The sequence below is a fragment of the Pseudomonas sp. 3HC3 genome (assembly GCF_044904505.1).
Taxonomy (GTDB): domain Bacteria; phylum Pseudomonadota; class Gammaproteobacteria; order Pseudomonadales; family Pseudomonadaceae; genus Aquipseudomonas; species Aquipseudomonas putida_Y.
This window is the reverse complement of record NZ_JADDRH010000005.1, coordinates 143448-161834: the sequence shown is the minus strand read 5'-3', so window position 1 is coordinate 161834 and position 18387 is coordinate 143448. Positions and strand designations below refer to the sequence as shown.

Sequence of the window (18387 nt, the reverse complement as noted above, 5' to 3'; positions counted from 1 at the left end):
CCGCAATCCATCAGGCTGACCGCATCAGCCAATCCGCCGCTGCCCGCCCGGCGCGCAAGCCGCTGGCAAAGCACGCCGTGAGCAGATAACCCCCGGTTGGCGCCTCCCAGTCCAGCATCTCGCCGGCACAGAACACCCCCGGCACGGCCTTGACCATCAACCCCTCATCCAGTCCCTCGAAGCGGACCCCGCCGGCACTGCTGATCGCTTCATCCAGCGGCCGCGTGCGTACCAGGGTGATGGGCAATGCCTTGATGGCTCGAGCCAAGGCATCAACGTCGGTAAAGGTCGCCGGATCCGTCAGCTCGCGCAGCAGTGCTGCCTTGACCCCATCAATCCCCAGCTGGCTGTGCAGGTGCTTGGCCATGGAGCGTGAACCGCGTGGTCTGGCCAGTGCCTGGGCAATCTTGTCCACAGGCTTGTCCGGCAGCAGGTCGAGCAACAACACCCCACGGCCTTCACGGTGGATGGCCTCGCGTACCGGTGCCGACCAGGCATACACCAGGCTGCCTTCCACACCTTGAGCGGTGAGGATGAACTCGCCCTTGCGCGGTGCGCTGCCCGGGACACTGAGGGCGATGTTCTTCAGCGGTGCGCCCGCGAACTTGTCCTTGAGCAGCGCGCTCCAGCCCTCTACTTCAAAACCGCAGTTGCTCGGCTGCAAAGGCGAGATATCCACAGCCCGTTCTGCCAGCAGCGGTTGCCAGCTGCCGTCAGAACCCAAGCGCGCCCAGCTGGCGCCACCCAGCGCCAGCACCACGACCGAGGCTTTCACCTGCCGTTCGCCCTGTGGATAAGCAATTCGCAGGCTGCCATCGGTGCTCCAGCCCAACCAGCGATGGCGGGTGTGGATAACCACTCCGTTGTCGCGCAAGCGCTTGAGCCAGGCACGCAGCAACGGTGCGGCTTTCATGTCGGTGGGGAATACCCGGCCCGAGGTGCCGACGAAGGTTTCGATGCCCAAACCATGAATCCACTGGCGCAACGCGTCAGCATCGAAGTCGCGTAGCAGGGCCTCGATTTCGCCCTGGCGTTCGGCATAGCGGGCCACGAACGCTGGGTAGGGCTCGGAATGGGTGATGTTCATGCCGCCTACACCCGCCAGCAGGAACTTGCGCCCAACCGAAGGCATGGCATCGAACACCTCGACCGCCAGGCCTGCATTGGCCAGTGCTTCGGCAGCCATCAGGCCGGCGGGGCCGCCACCGATGACGACAGCGGGGGGAGGGGATGCGGGGTTCAGATCGGGCATGGTGGGCAGCAGGCTGTGGAAAAGAGGCGCATTCTACCGCAGCGCTGCCCACGGAAGCACTGGTCAAAAAATAGCCAGCGTCACGCAGGCCTTGCCAGTAAAGGGCTACAGCGCCTTTCGCGCAGGTTATCCACAAGCGGTTCCACAGTCATTGTGAACAACCCATGACACGTGCCGCGCTGTGGTGAAGGATGCCGTGGCGTTTGGCCAGGGCTGTGCGGTCCTTGCTGTAGCCTCCGCCGATCACGCCCACCACCGGGATATCGCGGCCCAGGCAGTGGCGCAGCACGGCTTCGTCACGGGCGGCAACGCCTGCGTCGGTCAGCTGCAGGTAGCCTAGGGCGTCGTCCTTGTGCACATCGACACCGGCGTCATACAACACCAGGTCGGGTTGATAAAGCGGCAGCAGGTAGTTGAGGGCATCGTCCACCACCTTCAGGTAGGCCGCGTCGCCCATGCCTCGGGGCAGGGGGATGTCCCAGTCGCTTTGTGCCTTGCGGGCGGGGAAATTCTGTTCGCAGTGCAGCGACACGGTGATGGCCTCGGGCGTGTCGTGCAGGATGCGCGCGGTGCCGTCACCCTGGTGCACGTCGCAGTCGAAGATCAGCACCCGGTGTACCCGGCCTGCTTCCAGCAGGTAGCGGCTGATGACCGCCAGGTCGTTGAAAATGCAGAAGCCGGCGGGGTGGTCGTAATGGGCGTGATGGGTGCCACCGGCGAGGTGGCAGGCGATGCCGTGCTGCAACGCCATCTCGGCAGTCAGCAGTGAGCCGCCGACGGCGCGCACGGTACGCCGGGCCAGGGCCTCGCTCCAGGGCAGACCGAGGCGGCGCTGGTCCTCGCGCGACAACTCGCCGTTCATGTAGCGCTCTATGTAGCTGCGGTCATGGGCCAGGGCGAGGATGTCGTTGGGGCAGATGTCCGGGCGCAGCAGGGCCTGGTCGGTGGTCAGCCCGCTGCCGACCAGGTGGTCGTGCAGCAGTCGGAACTTGTCCATCGGGAAGCGGTGTTCAGCGGGGAACTCCGGGCTGTAATCTTCGTGGTAGATCAGCGGCAACGGCATGGTTGAGGTCGTAAGCAGGGCCAGGTCCTGATCTTGCCATGGCCGGGCCAGCTTTGCTGCTCAATCGCCTGCACGGGATTGCTGTGGCCCGCATCACTTTGCGGCGCTGGCCAGTACCCGTTGCCAGTCCGGTTCGTTCAGGCGCCCCAGGATGCGGGCCTTGCCATTGCTATCCACCGATACGAACAGGGCGCTGGCATAGTTGCTTTGACGTTCGCCGCCGGCAACGTGCTGCTGGCGGGCAAAGTGGTCGATGCAGCCGTTGTGAGTCACCAGCACCAGGTTGTGGCCCGCGCGTTTGTGCGCAAGCGCTTCGTTGGCGAACTGGCTATCGCAGCTTTCCAGCCAGTCTTCGCTGGCCACCGCCTGGCCGAGGATGAAGTGCGCGGTTTGCCGGGTGCGCAGTTTCGGGCTGGTGAGCAAGTCGGCGTTGTTCAGGCCCAGCCGGTGCAGCCCCTGGCCAACGCGGGCAGCGGCCTGGCTACCGCTCAGGGTGATACCCGTAGGGTCGTCCAGGCAAGGGCCGGGGGCGCTATCGCAGCGTTCAGCGTGGCGGATCATCACGATCACCGCACCGTCGGCCCAGTCCTGCAGCAGGCCGCTGTCACTCAGTTGTTGCTCGTTGCCAAGGTCCACGATATGCGTCCTCGTCGCCAGCCAGGTGGTCAACGCCGCCACGACCATGCACAGGCCCAGGGCGGCTCCGAGGGCTTTGCGGGTCAGGCGTCGCTTGCGCCGGGCGTGAATGGCAGAGTGCCCCAGGGTATTGCTCGATTGCATGCGTGGCTCCGTTGGCATGGCCGTGCTTGGCACGGCAGGGATGGCGGCATCCTGCCAAGTGGCCTGTCGGGGGCCGGTGAAGGGCGTGTGAAAATTGCATTTGGCTAGTGCCGGCTGGGTGAAACCCGCGCCCGCGCCTACGCTGTAAACTGCAACACGGCAAAACCGGAGCAGGCCCGATGACCCCTATTCTTGAACTGGAAAGCGCACGGCTGGTGCTGCGCCAATGGCATGACGACGACCTGCGCGAGTTCGCCGCACTGTGCGCCGACCCGCAGGTAATGCGTTACTTTCCGGCGCCGTTGACGCGTCTTGAGGCTGCTGCGTTGATCGGCCGGGTGCGTGGGCACTTCAATGAATACGGTTTTGGTTTGTGGGCTCTGGAGCGCAAGGACAGCGGCGCGTTCATCGGCATGACTGGCTTGCTGCACGTGGGCTTTGACGCCGATTTCACCCCCGCCGTAGAGATTGGCTGGCGCCTGGCCCGTCGCCACTGGGGCCTTGGCTTTGCCAGCGAAGCGGCGTGGACCTGCCTGCGTTGTGCTTTTGCCCAATTGCGCCTGGAGGAGGTCGTGTCATTCACTAGCGAATGCAACCTGCCGTCGCAGAAGGTCATGCAGGCCATCGGCATGCAGCAGGACCCACACGGCAGTTTCGAGCACCCCCGCCTGCCCACTGGCCACCCACTGCGCCCGCATGTGTTGTACCGCATTGACCGCGCGCACTGGGAGCGCACCCTGCGCGCCTGAATGCACGGCCATGCCCGGCACGAATGACAAACGCTGTATCATTTGCCTACTTGGAAGGCGCTTGCCCGTAACACGTTCAGCGCCTGTGAAATCGAGCGCCGCTCGGGCGGCGCATCGCGAGCTAGGCTCGCTCCTACGGAGATCCCCCGATGAGTCATGTGTTGGACGACCTGGTCGACCTGTTGAGCCTCGAATCCATCGAGGAGAACCTGTTCCGTGGACGTAGCCAGGACCTGGGCTTCCGCCAGCTTTACGGTGGGCAGGTGCTGGGCCAGTCGTTGTCGGCTGCCAGTCAGACAGTCGAGGACGCGCGCCATGTGCATTCGTTGCACGGCTACTTCCTGCGCCCGGGCGATGCCAGCCTTCCAGTGGTGTACTCGGTAGACCGCGTGCGCGATGGCGGCAGCTTCAGTACACGGCGGGTGACGGCGATCCAGAAGGGCCAGACCATTTTCACCTGCAGCGCGTCGTTCCAGTACGACGAGGAAGGCTTCGAGCACCAGGCGCAGATGCCTGACGTGGTCGGCCCGGAAAACCTGCCTACCGAAGTCGAACTGGCCCGTGCCATGGCCGACCAGTTGCCCGAGCGCATCCGCGACAAGGTGCTGTGCGCCAAGCCGATCGAGATCCGCCCGGTCACCGAGCGCGACCCGTTCAACCCCAAGCCGGGCGACCCGGTGAAATACGCCTGGTTCCGCGCCGACGGCAACCTGCCTGACGTGCCTGCCCTGCACAAGTACATGCTGGCCTACGCCTCGGACTTCGGCCTGCTGACCACGGCGTTGCTGCCCCATGGCAAATCGGTGTGGCAGCGCGACATGCAGATCGCCAGCCTCGACCATTCGCTGTGGTTTCACGGCAACCTGCGCGCCGACGAGTGGCTGCTGTACGCCACCGATAGCCCCTGGGCCGGCAACTCCCGTGGCTTCTGCCGCGGCAGCATTTTCAACCAGGCCGGGCAGCTGGTGGCATCGTCGAGCCAGGAAGGCCTGATTCGCCATCGCAAGGACTGGGCATGAGCCTGGGCGAAGTGCGCAACTGGGTGTTCGACATGGACGGCACCCTGACCGTGGCCGTGCACGACTTCGCCGCCATTCGGGTGGCGCTGGACATCCCGGCCGAACACGACATCCTCACCCACCTGGCGGCCTTGCCGGCGGCGGAAGCGGCGGCCAAGCATGCCTGGTTGCTGGAACATGAAAGGGACCTGGCAACGGCCTCCACGGCGGCCACCGGGGCGGTGGAACTGGTGCGCGAGTTGGCCGAGCGCGGGTGCCGGCTGGGTATTCTGACCCGCAATGCACGTGAGCTTGCGCATGTAACGCTGGAGGCCATCGGCCTGGCGGACTGCTTCCCGGTGGAACACATTCTCGGGCGTGACGAGGCTGCGCCCAAGCCGAGCCCGGATGGGCTGCTGAAGATTGCCAGCGCCTGGGGCGTGACACCGAGCGAACTGGTGATGGTGGGGGATTACCGTTTTGACCTGGACTGTGGGCGGTCGGCGGGGGCACGCACGGTGCTGGTGAACCTGCCGGACAACCCGTGGCCAGAGCTGGTGGATTGGCATGCGGCGGATTGCCGGGCGTTGAAGGTGATGCTGGGCTGACGCTTGTTTTGGCAATGCGGGCCTCTTCGCGGGCATGCCCGCTCCCACAGGTATTGCGCACGTCTCGGGGCCTGTGGTGCCCCTGTCGGAGCGGGCGTGTCCGCGAAAGGGCCGGATCTGTCTATGCTGAACCCCATCTTTGCTCTGATACGGAGACCCACCCATGAGCAGCAAGGCCATCTACGTACAACCCGGCGGCGGCTACGACAAGGTCGAGGTCGGCACCTGCGAGGCCCAGGCCCCCAAAGCCGACGAGATTACCGTGCGCCTGCACGCCAGTTCCCTCAACTACCACGATTTCGCCGTGGTTAGCGGCATGTGGGGCCCGAGCGAGCGACGCATCCCCATGGCCGATGGCGCCGGCGAGGTGGTTGCGGTGGGGGCTGGCGTCACTGAGTTCCAGGTCGGCGACAACGTGGTCAGCACCTTCTTCCCCGACTGGCTCGATGGCCAGGCCAATGTCGAGGGCTTTGCCAGGGTGCCCGGCGACGGCATCGATGGCTACGCCCGTGAGCAGGTGACCGCCCGCGCCACCGCATTCACCCTGGCACCCCAGGGTTTCAGCCATGCCGAGGCTGCCACCCTGACCACCGCCGGCCTTACCGCCTGGCGCGCGCTGATGAGCGATGATCACCTCAAACCCGGCGACACGGTGCTGGTGCAGGGGACCGGCGGTGTGTCGATTTTCGCCCTGCAGTTCGCCAAGCTGGCGGGTGCGACCGTGATCGCCACCTCGTCCAGCGATGCCAAGCTGGAGCGCCTGAAGGCCCTGGGTGCCGACCACCTGATCAACTACAGGAGCACCCCGGCCTGGGGTGAGAAGGTGCGCGAGCTGACTGGCAACCGTGGTGTCGATCATGTGATTGAAGTAGGCGGCCCGGCGACGCTGGAGCAGTCGATGATTGCTGCGCGCATTGGCGGGCATGTTTCGCTGATCGGCATCCTTACCGGGGTGGCCGGGCAGTTGCCGCTGGTGCAGGCGCTGGTGCGGCAGATTCGGCTGCAAGGGGTGCTGGTCGGCAGCCGAGCGCAGCAGCAGGCGATGGTGCGGGCGATCGACGCCAACGGCCTGCGGCCGGTGGTGGACAAGCATTTCGAGCTGGAACAGATCGTCGAGGCGTTCCGTTACCAGGAGAGCAACCGGCACTTCGGCAAGATCTGCCTGACTTGGTGAAGTGAGGGCAGGGTAGCTGGACGTGACGGCCACCCTGCACACCACTCTAATTCGTAGCATCAAGCCCGAGGCCTTGCACTGCCTGACAGTCAGTCTGGCAGTAGCCGGTCGCGGCTGTTGGACAGGTGCAGGCACACCGCCGCCCGCGCCGCATCCGGGTCTTGTCGGCGGATGGCATTGAGGATCGCCTCATGCTCCAGGTTGGCCAGGTACGCTTGCCGCGCCAGCTTGGCCCCCGCGCGCTCGGCCTGGGCCATGCGGTTGCGCGGGATCAGGCCGTTACCCAGTTGCAGCAGCATCTCGGTGAAATACAGATTACCGGTGGCCTCGGCAATCAGCAGGTGAAAGCGCCGGTCGGCTTCGATGCAGTTGTCGCCGGCAGCGGCCAGGTCCTGATAGTCATCCAGTGCCTGGCGCATGCGTGCCAGTTGCCCCTCATCACGACGCAGTGCGGCCAGCGCGGCAGCCTGGCCCTCAAGGCCAATACGCAGTTCCAGCAGATCGCGCACATTCGCCGCGCTCTCCGCGGCAACGCGCAGGCCGGCCTGGGCCTGGCGCTCCATCACGAACGTACCGATACCGTGGCGCGGCTCCACCAGCCCAGAGGCTTGCAGCTTCGACAAGGCTTCGCGAACCACCGTGCGGCTGACCCCGTGCTCGCGCACCAAGGTGTTTTCCGAAGGCAGTTTGTCGCCTGGTTTGAAGGTGCCCAGCAGAATCTGCTGGGTCAGGCTGGAAACCAGGTCATGGGCGCGGCTATGGCCGCGTTTGCGAACGTGTTCCGGTTCCATGTGTGATCCGCTTCTTGATTTGCTTGTACGACAAGTTAATCGATAGAAATATTTTTTGCCGAATTTTCGCGCATCCAATTCGGCATGTAGTTGATGTGTTTTTGCATGTTCGTATCAAATTGGCATTATGACAGCTTGTATTTTGCTATTTTGCCGACGTTGATGATCTTGTCGTACAACTTCGCTGCGAATAAGCTCCTCCCCACTTCCCTGTCAGACAACCCGACCCGCACAAAAACAATTAGTGGGAGATTCGCAAGTGAACGACACCCTCGCTCCGTCTGCCCGGCATGACGGCGACGCGTTGGCCAGCGCCGTGGCCAAGGTCAAGCGCCACGTCCTGCCGCTGTTCGTCATCATGTTCATCGTCAACTACCTCGACCGCGTCAACATTGGCTTCGTCCGCCCGCACCTGGAAAGCGACCTGGGCATCAGCGCTGCGGCCTTTGGCTTTGGTGCCGGGCTGTTCTTCATCGGTTACGCGCTGTTCGAAGTACCTTCGAACATGCTGCTGCAAAAGGTCGGTGCCCGGCTGTGGCTCACCCGCATCATGTTCACCTGGGGGCTGGTGGCCACGGCCATGGCCTTCGTGCAGAACGAAACCCAGTTCTACGTGTTGCGTTTTCTGCTCGGGGTGGCCGAAGCAGGTTTCTTTCCTGGCGTGATCTACTACTTCACCCGCTGGCTGCCAGCGGCAGAGCGCGGCAAGGCCATTGCTATCTTCCTCAGCGGTTCTGCACTGGCATCGCTGATTTCCGGGCCGCTGGCCGGGGCGTTGATGCAAATCCAGGGCCTGGGCCTGCATGGCTGGCAGTGGATGCTGTTCATCGAGGGCATGGCCTCGGTAGCACTGTGCTTCTTCGTATTCTTCTGGCTCGACTCCAGGCCGCAGGACGCCAAGTGGCTGAGCAAGGCCGAGCAGGCCGCGCTGGTTGCCACCATCGACCGCGAGCAGCAAGCACGTGAGGCCATCGGCGCGGTCAGGCCGTCGGCCTGGAGCCTGCTCAAGGACCGCCAGATCGTGCTGTTCTGCCTGATCTATTTCTGTATCCAGCTGACCATCTACGCAGCGACATTCTGGCTGCCTAGCATCATCAAGCGGATGGGCGACCTCAGTGACATGCAGGTCGGTTTCTTCAACTCGATCCCTTGGCTGATCTCGATCCTGGCCATGTACGCCTTCGCCGCCGGTTCCGCTCGCTGGAAGTTCCAGCAGGCCTGGGTGGCGGGCGCCCTGCTGGTCGCTGCCACGGGCATGTTCATGTCCACCACGGGTGGGCCGGTGTTCGCCTTCGTCGCCGTGTGCTTTGCCGCGATCGGCTTCAAGTCAGCGTCGTCACTGTTCTGGCCAATCCCCCAGGGCTATCTGGACGCCCGCATCGCTGCGGCGGTGATTGCCCTGATCAACTCGGTCGGCAACCTCGGTGGCTTCGTTGCCCCCACCACCTTCGGTTTGCTGGAGCAGCAGACTGGCTCGATCCAGGGCGGGCTGTACGGCCTGGCGGTGACCTCGGTGCTGGCGGCGATTGCCATCTTCTTCGTACGCATTCGCCCCAAGGGCGTCCCTTCCGATGACCTCAAGGCCCCTTCGGCCCTGGGCCAGACCCACTGATGACTGCGAGACAACCCTCATGAATATGCAGACCCTTCACACCAGCACCCCGGTGGTCACCGACCTGCGCGTGGTCCCCGTGGCCGGCCATGACAGCATGCTGCTCAACCTCAGTGGTGCCCATGGCCCGTATTTCACCCGCAACGTAGTGGTGCTGCGCGACAGCGCCGGCAATACCGGCCTGGGTGAAGTGCCCGGCGGCGAGAACATTCGCCAGACTCTGGAGGACGCCCGCGGTCTGGTGGTCGGCCAGCCGATCGGCCATTACCAGCGTGTGCTCAATGCCATGCGCCAGACCTTCGCCAACCGCGACTCGGCAGGCCGTGGCCTACAGACCTTCGACCTGCGCATCACCGTGCATGCGGTAACGGCCATCGAGTCGGCGTTGCTCGACCTGCTCGGCCAGCACCTGAACGTGCCGATGGCGGCACTGCTGGGCGAGGGGCAGCAACGGGATGCGGTGAAGATGCTCGGCTACCTGTTCTACATCGGCGACCGCCAGCAGACCGACCTGGCTTATCGCAACGAAGCCGACAGCGATGACGACTGGTTCCGCCTGCGCCACGAAAAGGCCCTGACCCCGGAAGCAGTGGTACGGCTGGCCGAGGCCGCCAAGGCGCGCTATGGCTTCAGCGACTTCAAGCTCAAGGGCGGCGTGCTGCGCGGTGAACAAGAGATGGAGGCCGTGACAGCGCTGGCCGAACGCTTCCCCGAAGCGCGCATCACGCTCGACCCCAATGGCGCGTGGTCGCTCAAGGAGGCCATCGCCCTGTGCCGCGACAAGCACGATGTACTGGCCTACACCGAAGACCCGTGCGGCGCCGAGAATGGTTACTCGGGCCGCGAGGTGATGGCCGAATTCCGCCGCGCCACCGGCCTGCCTACCGCGACCAACATGATTGCCACCGACTGGCGACAGATGGGCCATGCCATTCAGTTGCAGTCGGTGGACATTCCGCTGGCCGATCCGCACTTCTGGACCTTGCAGGGTTCGGTAAGGGTGGCGCAGATGTGCAACGACTGGGGGCTGACCTGGGGTTCTCACTCCAATAACCACTTCGACATTTCGCTGGCGATGTTCACCCAGGTAGCGGCTGCGGCGCCGGGTGAAATCACGGCGATCGACACCCACTGGATCTGGCAGGATGGCCAGCGCCTGACCCGTGAGCCGCTGCGCATTGTCGACGGGCATGTGCGGGTGCCGGCGCGCCCGGGCTTGGGCGTGGAACTGGATGAAGACCAGCTGGCCAAGGCCCATGAGTGCTACCGCAACATGGGGCTGGGGGCGCGCGATGACAGCGTGGCGATGCAGTTCCTGATTCCGGGTTGGAGCTTCGATAACAAACGGCCTTGCCTGGTGCGTTGAGGCTGCTGGCCTCTTCGCGGGCAAGCCCGCTCCTACATCAACCGGTGGTGTCGCCACGCACCGTCGTAGGAGCGGGTTCACCCGCGAATAGGCCGGACCTGCCGGCCAATACCCCCAGTCATTCACCGCCGCAGCCGCCACCGCATTCATCAATCGCTACCGTCGCCACGTCCCGTCGTAGGAGCGGGTTCACCCGCGAAAGGGCCGGCACAGGCAACACACATTCATATGAAAAATAAAAGCTCCATTTGGGCCTGTGGCGCGTTCGGATATGCCATTCGCGACATTTGGCGTTGATGGAAATGCCCTGTCGTGATCGAACAGTTCCGGGGCGTTCTCGTGTAATTCCCCACAGCCATGCGGGGATTAAATGAAGCCCGCCCTGCACTGACACGTTGCTCTGTGAAGCGCTCCAAAGATCAACAACAGAGCGCGAGTAACGTGTCGACTTATTGATTTCAAAGGAGATATTTTTCGCCTACGCCTGCCCGTCCTTCCTTGTGTCAGCAAAAAGAGAACAACATCAATGAACACCGTGGGATCTGATGGCAACCTTGCACAAGGTTTCAAGCCACGTCACGTAACGATGCTGTCCATCGCCGGCATCATCGGCGCCGGACTTTTCGTAGGTTCTGGCCATGCCATCGCGGCAGCCGGGCCAGCAACCATAATTTCCTATTTCGTGGCCGGAACCTTGGTGGTACTGGTCATGCGCATGCTCGGCGAAATGGCCGTGGCACACCCCGACACCGGATCGTTTTCCACCTATGCCGACCAGGCCATTGGCCGCTGGGCCGGCTATACCATCGGCTGGTTATACTGGTGGTTCTGGGTACTGGTAATTCCTATCGAAGCATTGGCCGCCGGGCATGTGCTGAACGCCTGGTTCCCGCAGGTGGACAGCTGGATCTTCGCCCTGGCTTCGGTATTGCTGCTGGCCGGTACCAACCTGTTCAGCGTGGCCAAGTACGGCGAGTTCGAGTTCTGGTTCGCCATCCTCAAAGTCACCGCCATTCTGGGCTTCATCGGCCTGGGCTTTGCCGCGCTGATGGGCTGGTTGCCCAACCGCGAGGTCAGTGGCCTGAGCAGCTTGGTTGCCGAGTACGGCGGCTTTGCACCAAAAGGTTGGTCGGCAGTGGTGGGTGCGTTCATCACCGTGATGTTCAGCTTCATCGGCACCGAGGCGGTGACCATCGCCGCGTCCGAGTCCAGCGACCCGTCGCGCAACATCGCCAAGGCCACTCGCTCGGTGATCTGGCGTATCAGCACCTTCTACATCCTGTCGATCTTCGTGATCATTTCGGTGGTGCCGTGGAACGACCCGCAGCTTGCAGTGGTGGGTTCGTACCAGCGTGCGCTGGAAATCATGAACATCCCCAACGCGGCATTCATGGTCGACCTGGTGGTACTGGTAGCTGTTACCAGCTGCATGAACTCGTCGATCTACATCGCTTCGCGGATGATGTTCTCGCTGGCCAAGCGCGGTGACGCCCCGGCCTTCCTCAACAAGACCTCCAAGGTCGGTGTACCGCGTGCTGCAGTGTTCGGCAGCACCCTGATCGGTGCGGCCATCGCGGTCCTCAACTACTTCGCACCCAAGGGCGTGTTTGAGTTCCTGCTGGCCAGCTCCGGCGCCATCGCCCTGTTGGTGTACATGGTTATCGCCATCTCCCAGCTGCGCATGCGCCGCCGTCTGGAGCGCGAGAACACCGAATTGAAGTTCCGCATGTGGCTGTTCCCGTACCTGACCTGGGCGGTGATCATTTTCATTGCCGGGGCGCTGGCGGTGATGATGTACACGCCTGAGCATCGGGCGGAAGTGAGCTCGACATTGGGCCTGGCGATCGTGATTTCCTTCCTGGGGATCGTGACGGCGAGGGGCCATGCGCAACCGGTGGGCGCGCGATCAATGGGGTGATCAAGTTCACCTGGCAGTAGAGCAGAGGGCACCCGTGAATGGGTGCCCTTTTTTTTCGGGTGTGAAATAGCGGCGGCGCTGAAGGGTGCTTGTCGCAAGTTTTTTATCATCCATGAGATCGAGCGTCGCCCTGGCGGCGTTCGATTTGCATGGCACCCAAACATAGGAAGCATGCTGGCAATTTGATGTCAAAAAGCCGCTATCTCGGAATATTGTGTATTTGTTGGAAAATCACGTTTTAGCCATACAGGTTCGTTACCCTGGCGTTAGGCTAATGCGCCTCGGTCGGACTTTATCCGCCGCTTCTGCGGTTGCGCTGCGCAACATGCCAAGCGGCAGAACGCGCTTTTGATGTGCCGTTTCCCTTGATTTAAAAGGGTTTTTAATCCGAGGTGTGTGGGTGTAGGCCCTCGGTGAAGGTCAGGGAGGGAGGCTGGAGCAAGTTCTAGGATTGTTATGGCGGAAGTGTCGCAACCCCTCCGCCGCCAACCTGGAAGTATGGCCCTCTAAAACCCCTGTAAGCCACGCAATTCGTGGGTTATACAGTTTCTCAAAGGCTTTTCAAAACAGGCTCGTTTGGCCTCTGCGCATGACTGAATGGTCAGGTTTCTAGCATCATAATAATCTGAAGGCCTTCATTTTTTAAAACCTCCTGTACTCAAGTGCTCGGTTGCATCTGGTGGCTGGGCGCTCGATCTCAACATTCTGATTTTATTAGCATTTATTGGATAAAATCCCTGTTTTCGGCAGGGTTTTGTTTGGCTGCGCGCTCGCGTGATCTGGCTCATTTAGCGTCAAAGGCTCGGGTGCTGGCGTGTCAAAATGCGTCGCGGATTGCAGGTATTATCTCAATCTGTCAAAATTTCGCTGTTGCAGCTTTCTAAGTTTTGGATGAAAATGCCGCCGCATGGAGCGAGATATGGATGAGCTGGGGTCTATCACTACGTCATGGGGCAGCGGTGCAGGGCAGGACGTGGATGTTCGCGCGCTGCGACGCTACAACCGCTTGCTTGGCGTGTTGCTGAATGTTGGCGAGTGGGCGTGCATAGGCCTGCTGCCGTTTGTTGCGGTTGCTGCCATCTGGCTGGTGACTCAAACCAACTTTGAAAATGTCGTGTTCTATGACGGAACCGACTCGATTTGCATCTACGACGGAACGACAGGGGAAATCCGCAATGTCGAGTAAGGAAACCCAACACGGAACCCCTGGTGGCGAAGCGCAGGAGACTCGGCGGGGCACGGACGAAGAGAAACTGCTGGAGCTGGCGCTGGATGAAACGCCGGGTGAAGCAGCGGCCACCGTGCGTGAAGTCAAACGCCTGCAGCTGGAATGCCTCGATCTCAAGCGCCGCAACAAGCGCGTATGGGGCCAACTGTTGGCGCTGACTTGCGTGTTTGGCGTCACCATCGCTGCGGTGGTGTTCTGGTACCCGAAGTACCGCTGGATCCCGACCACTGACAATCACGCGATCTGTGAAGTCTCGACCGAGAGCAATCCGCGCGTCACCCCGGCCACCCTTGCCGAGTATGCCAAGGATGCCGTGGTCAATTCGTACTCCTACGACTATGTGAACTACCGCTCCAACCTCAATTCTGCGGGCGCCCGCTGGTACACCGACGAGGGGCGAAAGGCTTTCCTGAAGACCCTGGACGATTCCGGCAACCTGGAACGCGTGCTCAAGGGGCGGATGATCCTGCGCGCCATGGCCACCCAGGTTGCCCAGGTCGAGGAGGCTGGTGTGCTGGCCAGCGGGCAGAACTACTGGCTGGTGCAGGTACCGATTGCCATCGAATTCTATGTCGGCGGTGACCAGCAGGCGCGCTCGCGCCAGGACTTCCTCGCCGCCGTGACCATCGTCCAGATCCCCGCCTCGGCCACCAACATCAAAGGCATTGCCGTCGATTCTGTTCAGCTGTCGCCGTACACCTCAAGGAAGTGACCATGAAGAAGCATCTGATCGCATCGTTGCTTGCGAGCGCTATCGCTTTGCCTGCATTTGCCAACGAGGCGCCAACTGCGCCCGCTGCCGAGGGTCGCGCAGGGCAGGTTGACGCGGCGCAAGGAAGCGAGGCTCCGCCCCAGCCGCCGATGAATGGCCTGGGCCGGCAGGTATCCAGCGCTGCTCAAGTGGTCTATCCGCGCCCGGAGGATGTCATCAGTGACACGGTCAACGACGTGCAGGACTCGCAGCTGACATCGTCGCAAGTCGAGTTGATCAAGCAGTTGTGGCTGGAGCGGGAAAAGCAGAAGGCCACCGCCTATGTCAGCCCGGCCAAGCCGGTGACCCGCACGTTGGCACTCAACCTCGACCCGGGGGTATCGCCACCCATCGTTCGCCTGAGCAAGGGCCAGCAGTCATCGATCGTGTTCTCCGACTATGCCGGGCAGCCGTGGATGATCCAGAACGTGTCGATCAACCGCGAGCTGTTCAGCGACGGTCGCGAGCGAGGTGGGCAGAACGGTCAGAACGGTACTGCCGCACCGACCAACATCCTCACCCTGGACCCCGCCACAGCGGCGGCCTACGGCAATGTCACCGTCACCCTGCGCGGCCTGGCCACGCCGATAATCCTGATCCTGGCCGCCGGCCAGGAAGAAGTGGACATGCGTGTTGATGCCAAGGTGCCGGGGCGCAACCCGGATGCGACAGCGAGTGTGGCGATGTTGCGGATGCCGTCGATCGACGATGCGCTGACCTACTTCCTGGATGGTGTGCCGCCGAAAGATGCCAACCGCCTGAAGGTGACCGGGCTGGAGGGCGTCGAGGCCTGGAGCTATGGCCCTAACATGTACGTGAAAGCCAAGGCTGATGCGCAATATCCGGCCTACACCAACGCAGCGCGAAGCACCACCGGTGTGGCGGTGTATCGCTATGCGGGCATGCAGAACAGCGTCACGTTCACGACTGGCGGGCAAGCCGTAACCGTCTTCATCGAGCAAGGGAATCTGCAATGAGTGATAACAACATGCCGCCGAACGACTCGGGCTTCGATGAAGAGGACGAGCACCTGGTAGCCGACCGCGACGGGCCGGCTGGCCCGCAGGTGAAGAAGGCGCGCAAGTCCGATGAGATGCAGCGCAACTTGCAGGCGGTGTTCGGTTCCGGTGTCGGCAAGGTCTCGCTGATTGCTGCCGGGTTGGTCGTGCTGGCGCTGGGCGCCCTGGCCTACAACGGCATGTCTTCGAAGGATGCGCCTGCGGGCAAGGCGTCCACGGTGGACGTGCCGAATGCGCCGCAACCTGAAGTGTCGATCGACCCTATTACCAAGGCCGAAGCAGAGCGCCGTGCGCAGCGCAGCATGTTGGAGGCCGAACAGGCTGCCGAGCGCGGGATGTCCTATCAGCCTGGCTTCGATCCGAACATCGTGCAGTCCACCGGGCGGGATCTGGCTCGTGGCCAGGGCGCGCAGTTCAACGTGCCTGGGCAGCCTTACAATGACGGCAATCAGCGTTCGCCCGAGATTTACATCGGGGCGGGTATGCCGCCTCGTGACTCAGCCCAGGTTTCACAGCGGCCTGGTGTGGCCAGCGCCCAGTCCCAGGAGCAGGAGCGCCGGCGCCTGGAGGAGGAGCTGAAAAAGGCCGAGGAGCAGCGCGACCAGTACGTCAGCGAGCTGAAAAGCGAAACGCTGAAGTCGATCAAGCAACTGATGGGCGAGTCTGAAAGTGCCAAGGGCTTCGCTGAGAGAAGCAGCTTCAGCACCGTCAGCTACTACCCGACCGAGCGCGTTGGCGGCAGTGTCACAGGCCCCGCAGTACGGGCTGCCAAGGACAAGGACCCCAATGCCATCGAGGCCGTGGGTGACACCGACCGGGCGATGCTGATCAAGACCGGTACCATCATGTACGCCACGCTCGATGCCGAGGTCAACACCGATGATGGTGGTGACGTGCTGGCGACCATTCGAGGCGGCAAGTGGAACGGTTCCAAGCTGATCGGCAAGATCGAGCAGGCGCCCGACAACATTCGCGTGAAGTTCACCATTCTTGCGCCACCGGTCAACGACCCTCGTCCGACCATGCGCATCAGCGCTGTGGCATTGCGCGAGGATGATGCCAAGCAGGGCATTGCCGAGACCAAGGACCACCACACCATGGAGCGCTATTTCGCCCTGGGTGCCGCCTCGCTGTTGTCCGGCTACGGCCGGGCTTACCAGCAGACAGCGGGTACCACTGTCATCAGCCCGAGTGGCGTCGTGGCACAGACCACTACCGAGCCCTCGACCAAGCAGGTGATCGGTTCGTCGGTCGGTGAAATGGGCACCGCCATCGCCGGCGAAGTGCGCCGCGGCTTCAACCGCCCGGCAACCTACGCAACGCCTGCGAACAAAGGCTTTGGCCTGTTCTTCCTGCAAGACGTTCACGATCAATCTCGATAAGGAGTTCGACATGAAGAACTGGTCGTTCGGAAAACTCATTGGCGTTTTTGCCGGCAGCTTCCTGGCGCTCATCGTGCTCGCCGTGGTTGTGATCAAGGCGACCTCGTCGCCAGCGGCCAAGGCCAGGCGCATCCCGCAGTCCCAGGCACAATTGGCGCAACAGCCACACATGGATGTGCTGAGCATCGAACTGGCCAAGTCCCGGGAGCAGGCGCAGGCGGCGCTGCAGGCCCAGGAAAACAGCGAAAAACAGCTGAAGATCGTGCGCGAGGAATCGCAGCGCAATACTCAACTGCTGTTGAGCCAGATAAAGGCCCTGGATAACAACCTGTCCGGCCTGCAGCAGCGCATGCAGTTCTACGAAGACAGCCGTCAGCGCGTGGAGGTGATCAAGCCACCGCGTCGGGAGCCGGCGCCCGTTGCCTCGCAAGGATACACCAGGCGCGCTCACCCGATCCCGCAGTCCTCGGGCTACAAGGTGCAGGCGGTGGTCGGGCACCGGGCCTGGGTGAAAAATGGCGATAGCGAAGACAGCGTCAAGGCCGGCGACCCGTTGCCACCGGTGCAGCGCGAATTGAAAGTGCTTGCCGTCGATCGCGACAGCGGCATCGTTGTTACTTCACCCGCTCTTTAAAACAGGGACGTTGTCATGGCGGCCGGATTTGCCGATCTAGTAGATGTAATGGTCAATATCGGGAAGGTCATCCCGACAGCGATCATGATGTGCCAGGGTATTGCCGTGCTTATCGGCCTCTATCTGACCGGTGCGGCGTTGATCGAGTTGTGGGGCGTGACCCATGACAACGCATTGAAATATGTGGCCGGAAGACAGCGTTTTTCTGTCGGCTCTGCCTGTGTGCAATTGGTGATCGGCTCTATCTTGCTGGCGATCGGTACGCTGGAGTGGATGGGCATCATGTCGCGAACCCTGACCGGGGATTATGCCAACTCGCGCATGTTGTCCTATTCCTCGACCGGGACGACTTTGCAAGAGCAGGCACAACTGGCAACCCTGGCCCTGCTGGGCATCATGCAGGTTGTCGGCTTTATCGCCATGGTGAAAGGTTGGTTGACGGTAAACGGTTATTACAACAATCAAACTCAAGCCGGCCTCGGCACCGCCAGCGGCTGGATCATCGGCGGCGTCCTGGCGTGGAACTTCAAATGGTTCAGCGATGTACTCAATAACACAATCGGATTCAATCTGGTTGGCCTCTTCACGCCGTGGTCGTAACGGCTTTTCGAAACATGAAATATAAGGAGCGTCACTTATGAAAGCACTCAAAACTCTGAAAGCTGCATACGATTCGGCCAAGGTTCGTGCAACTACCGCTGTTATCGGGGCCCTGGCGGCACCGTCGGCTTTTGCCATCGAAAAAACCGACCTGACCCAGGACAAGTCGGGTGGCAAGACGGCCAGTGATGTCATGAGCAACATCGACGACACTGCTCAGGGCGGCGCCACGCTGCTGATCTCGTTGGTGTCGGTTGGTGGTTTCGTAGTTGTCGCCATCTCCCTTTACACTCTGTGGAAAGCCTCCAAGGATGAGCGTGAGAAGCCGATGTCGGCGATTGTCGGCCTGTTCATCGGCGGCCTGATGGCGGGTGTCGGTACCGTGATGTGGATCATGCGCAACACTTTGGTCAACTAACGCTGCACGCCGCTGAACCTATTGCGGGGCGTCATGCCCCGCAC

General features: G+C 62.2%; 18 protein-coding genes. 14 read left to right on the top strand and 4 right to left on the bottom strand.

What is annotated here, in order from left to right:
- Positions 1–10 precede the first annotated feature (10 nt).
- From INQ47_RS11055 to INQ47_RS11045, 3 genes are all read right to left on the bottom strand, one after another.
- The gene (locus tag INQ47_RS11055; RefSeq protein WP_404701682.1) at positions 11–1252 is read right to left on the bottom strand and encodes a TIGR03862 family flavoprotein; all 1242 of its coding nucleotides are present in this window, start codon (positions 1250–1252) and stop codon (positions 11–13) included.
- Positions 1253–1400: 148 nt separating this feature from the next.
- Positions 1401–2315 carry a histone deacetylase gene (locus tag INQ47_RS11050; RefSeq protein WP_021784367.1) on the bottom strand — a complete coding sequence of 305 codons (915 nt, stop codon included), beginning with the start codon at positions 2313–2315 and terminating at the stop codon, positions 1401–1403.
- Between the two features lie 93 nt (positions 2316–2408).
- Positions 2409–3095: a histidine phosphatase family protein gene (locus tag INQ47_RS11045; protein WP_252459140.1), complete on the bottom strand. Its 687-nt coding sequence runs from the start codon at positions 3093–3095 to the stop codon at positions 2409–2411.
- Positions 3096–3274: 179 nt separating this feature from the next.
- Between INQ47_RS11045 and INQ47_RS11040 the strand changes: the two genes are divergently transcribed.
- From INQ47_RS11040 to INQ47_RS11025, 4 genes are all read left to right on the top strand, one after another.
- Positions 3275–3844, top strand: coding sequence for a GNAT family N-acetyltransferase (locus tag INQ47_RS11040; protein ID WP_021784365.1), 570 nt, complete (start codon positions 3275–3277; stop codon positions 3842–3844).
- A gap of 149 nt (positions 3845–3993) precedes the next feature.
- Positions 3994–4863, top strand: coding sequence for an acyl-CoA thioesterase II (gene tesB, locus INQ47_RS11035; protein WP_003249851.1), 870 nt, complete (start codon positions 3994–3996; stop codon positions 4861–4863).
- On the top strand, positions 4860–5450 hold the full coding sequence (locus INQ47_RS11030; protein ID WP_404701681.1) for an HAD family hydrolase: 591 nt from the start codon (positions 4860–4862) through the stop codon (positions 5448–5450). The genes tesB and INQ47_RS11030 overlap by 4 nt, the downstream gene beginning before the upstream one ends.
- A 163-nt stretch (positions 5451–5613) precedes the next feature.
- On the top strand, positions 5614–6624 hold the full coding sequence (locus INQ47_RS11025; RefSeq protein WP_252459142.1) for an NAD(P)-dependent alcohol dehydrogenase: 1011 nt from the start codon (positions 5614–5616) through the stop codon (positions 6622–6624).
- Between the two features lie 89 nt (positions 6625–6713).
- Here the strand turns inward: INQ47_RS11025 and INQ47_RS11020 are convergent, their stop codons facing one another.
- Positions 6714–7415, bottom strand: a complete 702-nt coding sequence (locus INQ47_RS11020; RefSeq protein WP_252459143.1) for a FadR/GntR family transcriptional regulator — start codon at positions 7413–7415, stop codon at positions 6714–6716.
- Positions 7416–7674: 259 nt separating this feature from the next.
- On the opposite strand from INQ47_RS11020, the gene INQ47_RS11015 reads away from it, so the two are divergent.
- From INQ47_RS11015 to INQ47_RS10970, 10 genes are all read left to right on the top strand, one after another.
- Complete coding sequence (locus INQ47_RS11015; RefSeq protein WP_252459144.1) at positions 7675–9027, top strand: MFS transporter; 1353 nt, start codon at positions 7675–7677, stop codon at positions 9025–9027.
- A 19-nt stretch (positions 9028–9046) separates the two neighbouring features.
- Positions 9047–10393, top strand: coding sequence for a glucarate dehydratase (gudD, locus tag INQ47_RS11010; protein WP_404701680.1), 1347 nt, complete (start codon positions 9047–9049; stop codon positions 10391–10393).
- A 526-nt stretch (positions 10394–10919) separates the two neighbouring features.
- Positions 10920–12311, top strand: a complete 1392-nt coding sequence (locus INQ47_RS11005; RefSeq protein WP_252458873.1) for an amino acid permease — start codon at positions 10920–10922, stop codon at positions 12309–12311.
- Positions 12312–13230: 919 nt separating this feature from the next.
- Positions 13231–13497 carry a hypothetical protein gene (locus tag INQ47_RS11000; protein ID WP_019438921.1) on the top strand — a complete coding sequence of 89 codons (267 nt, stop codon included), beginning with the start codon at positions 13231–13233 and terminating at the stop codon, positions 13495–13497.
- Positions 13487–14251: a DotI/IcmL family type IV secretion protein gene (locus INQ47_RS10995; RefSeq protein WP_014592476.1), complete on the top strand. Its 765-nt coding sequence runs from the start codon at positions 13487–13489 to the stop codon at positions 14249–14251. Before INQ47_RS11000 ends, INQ47_RS10995 begins: the two co-directional genes overlap by 11 nt.
- A gap of 2 nt (positions 14252–14253) precedes the next feature.
- A complete protein-coding gene (locus tag INQ47_RS10990) occupies positions 14254–15267 on the top strand; it encodes a DotH/IcmK family type IV secretion protein (RefSeq protein WP_404701679.1) in 1014 nt (337 codons plus the stop codon).
- Positions 15264–16691 carry a DotG/IcmE/VirB10 family protein gene (locus INQ47_RS10985; protein ID WP_404701678.1) on the top strand — a complete coding sequence of 476 codons (1428 nt, stop codon included), beginning with the start codon at positions 15264–15266 and terminating at the stop codon, positions 16689–16691. Before INQ47_RS10990 ends, INQ47_RS10985 begins: the two co-directional genes overlap by 4 nt.
- Before the next feature lie 10 nt (positions 16692–16701).
- Positions 16702–17325 carry a hypothetical protein gene (locus INQ47_RS10980; protein ID WP_404701677.1) on the top strand — a complete coding sequence of 208 codons (624 nt, stop codon included), beginning with the start codon at positions 16702–16704 and terminating at the stop codon, positions 17323–17325.
- Between the two features lie 15 nt (positions 17326–17340).
- Positions 17341–17925: a hypothetical protein gene (locus INQ47_RS10975; protein WP_014592472.1), complete on the top strand. Its 585-nt coding sequence runs from the start codon at positions 17341–17343 to the stop codon at positions 17923–17925.
- A gap of 37 nt (positions 17926–17962) precedes the next feature.
- Entirely contained in the window at positions 17963–18343 is a 381-nt protein-coding gene (locus tag INQ47_RS10970; RefSeq protein ID WP_404701676.1) for a hypothetical protein, read from the top strand.
- The last annotated feature ends 44 nt before the right edge of the window (positions 18344–18387 follow it).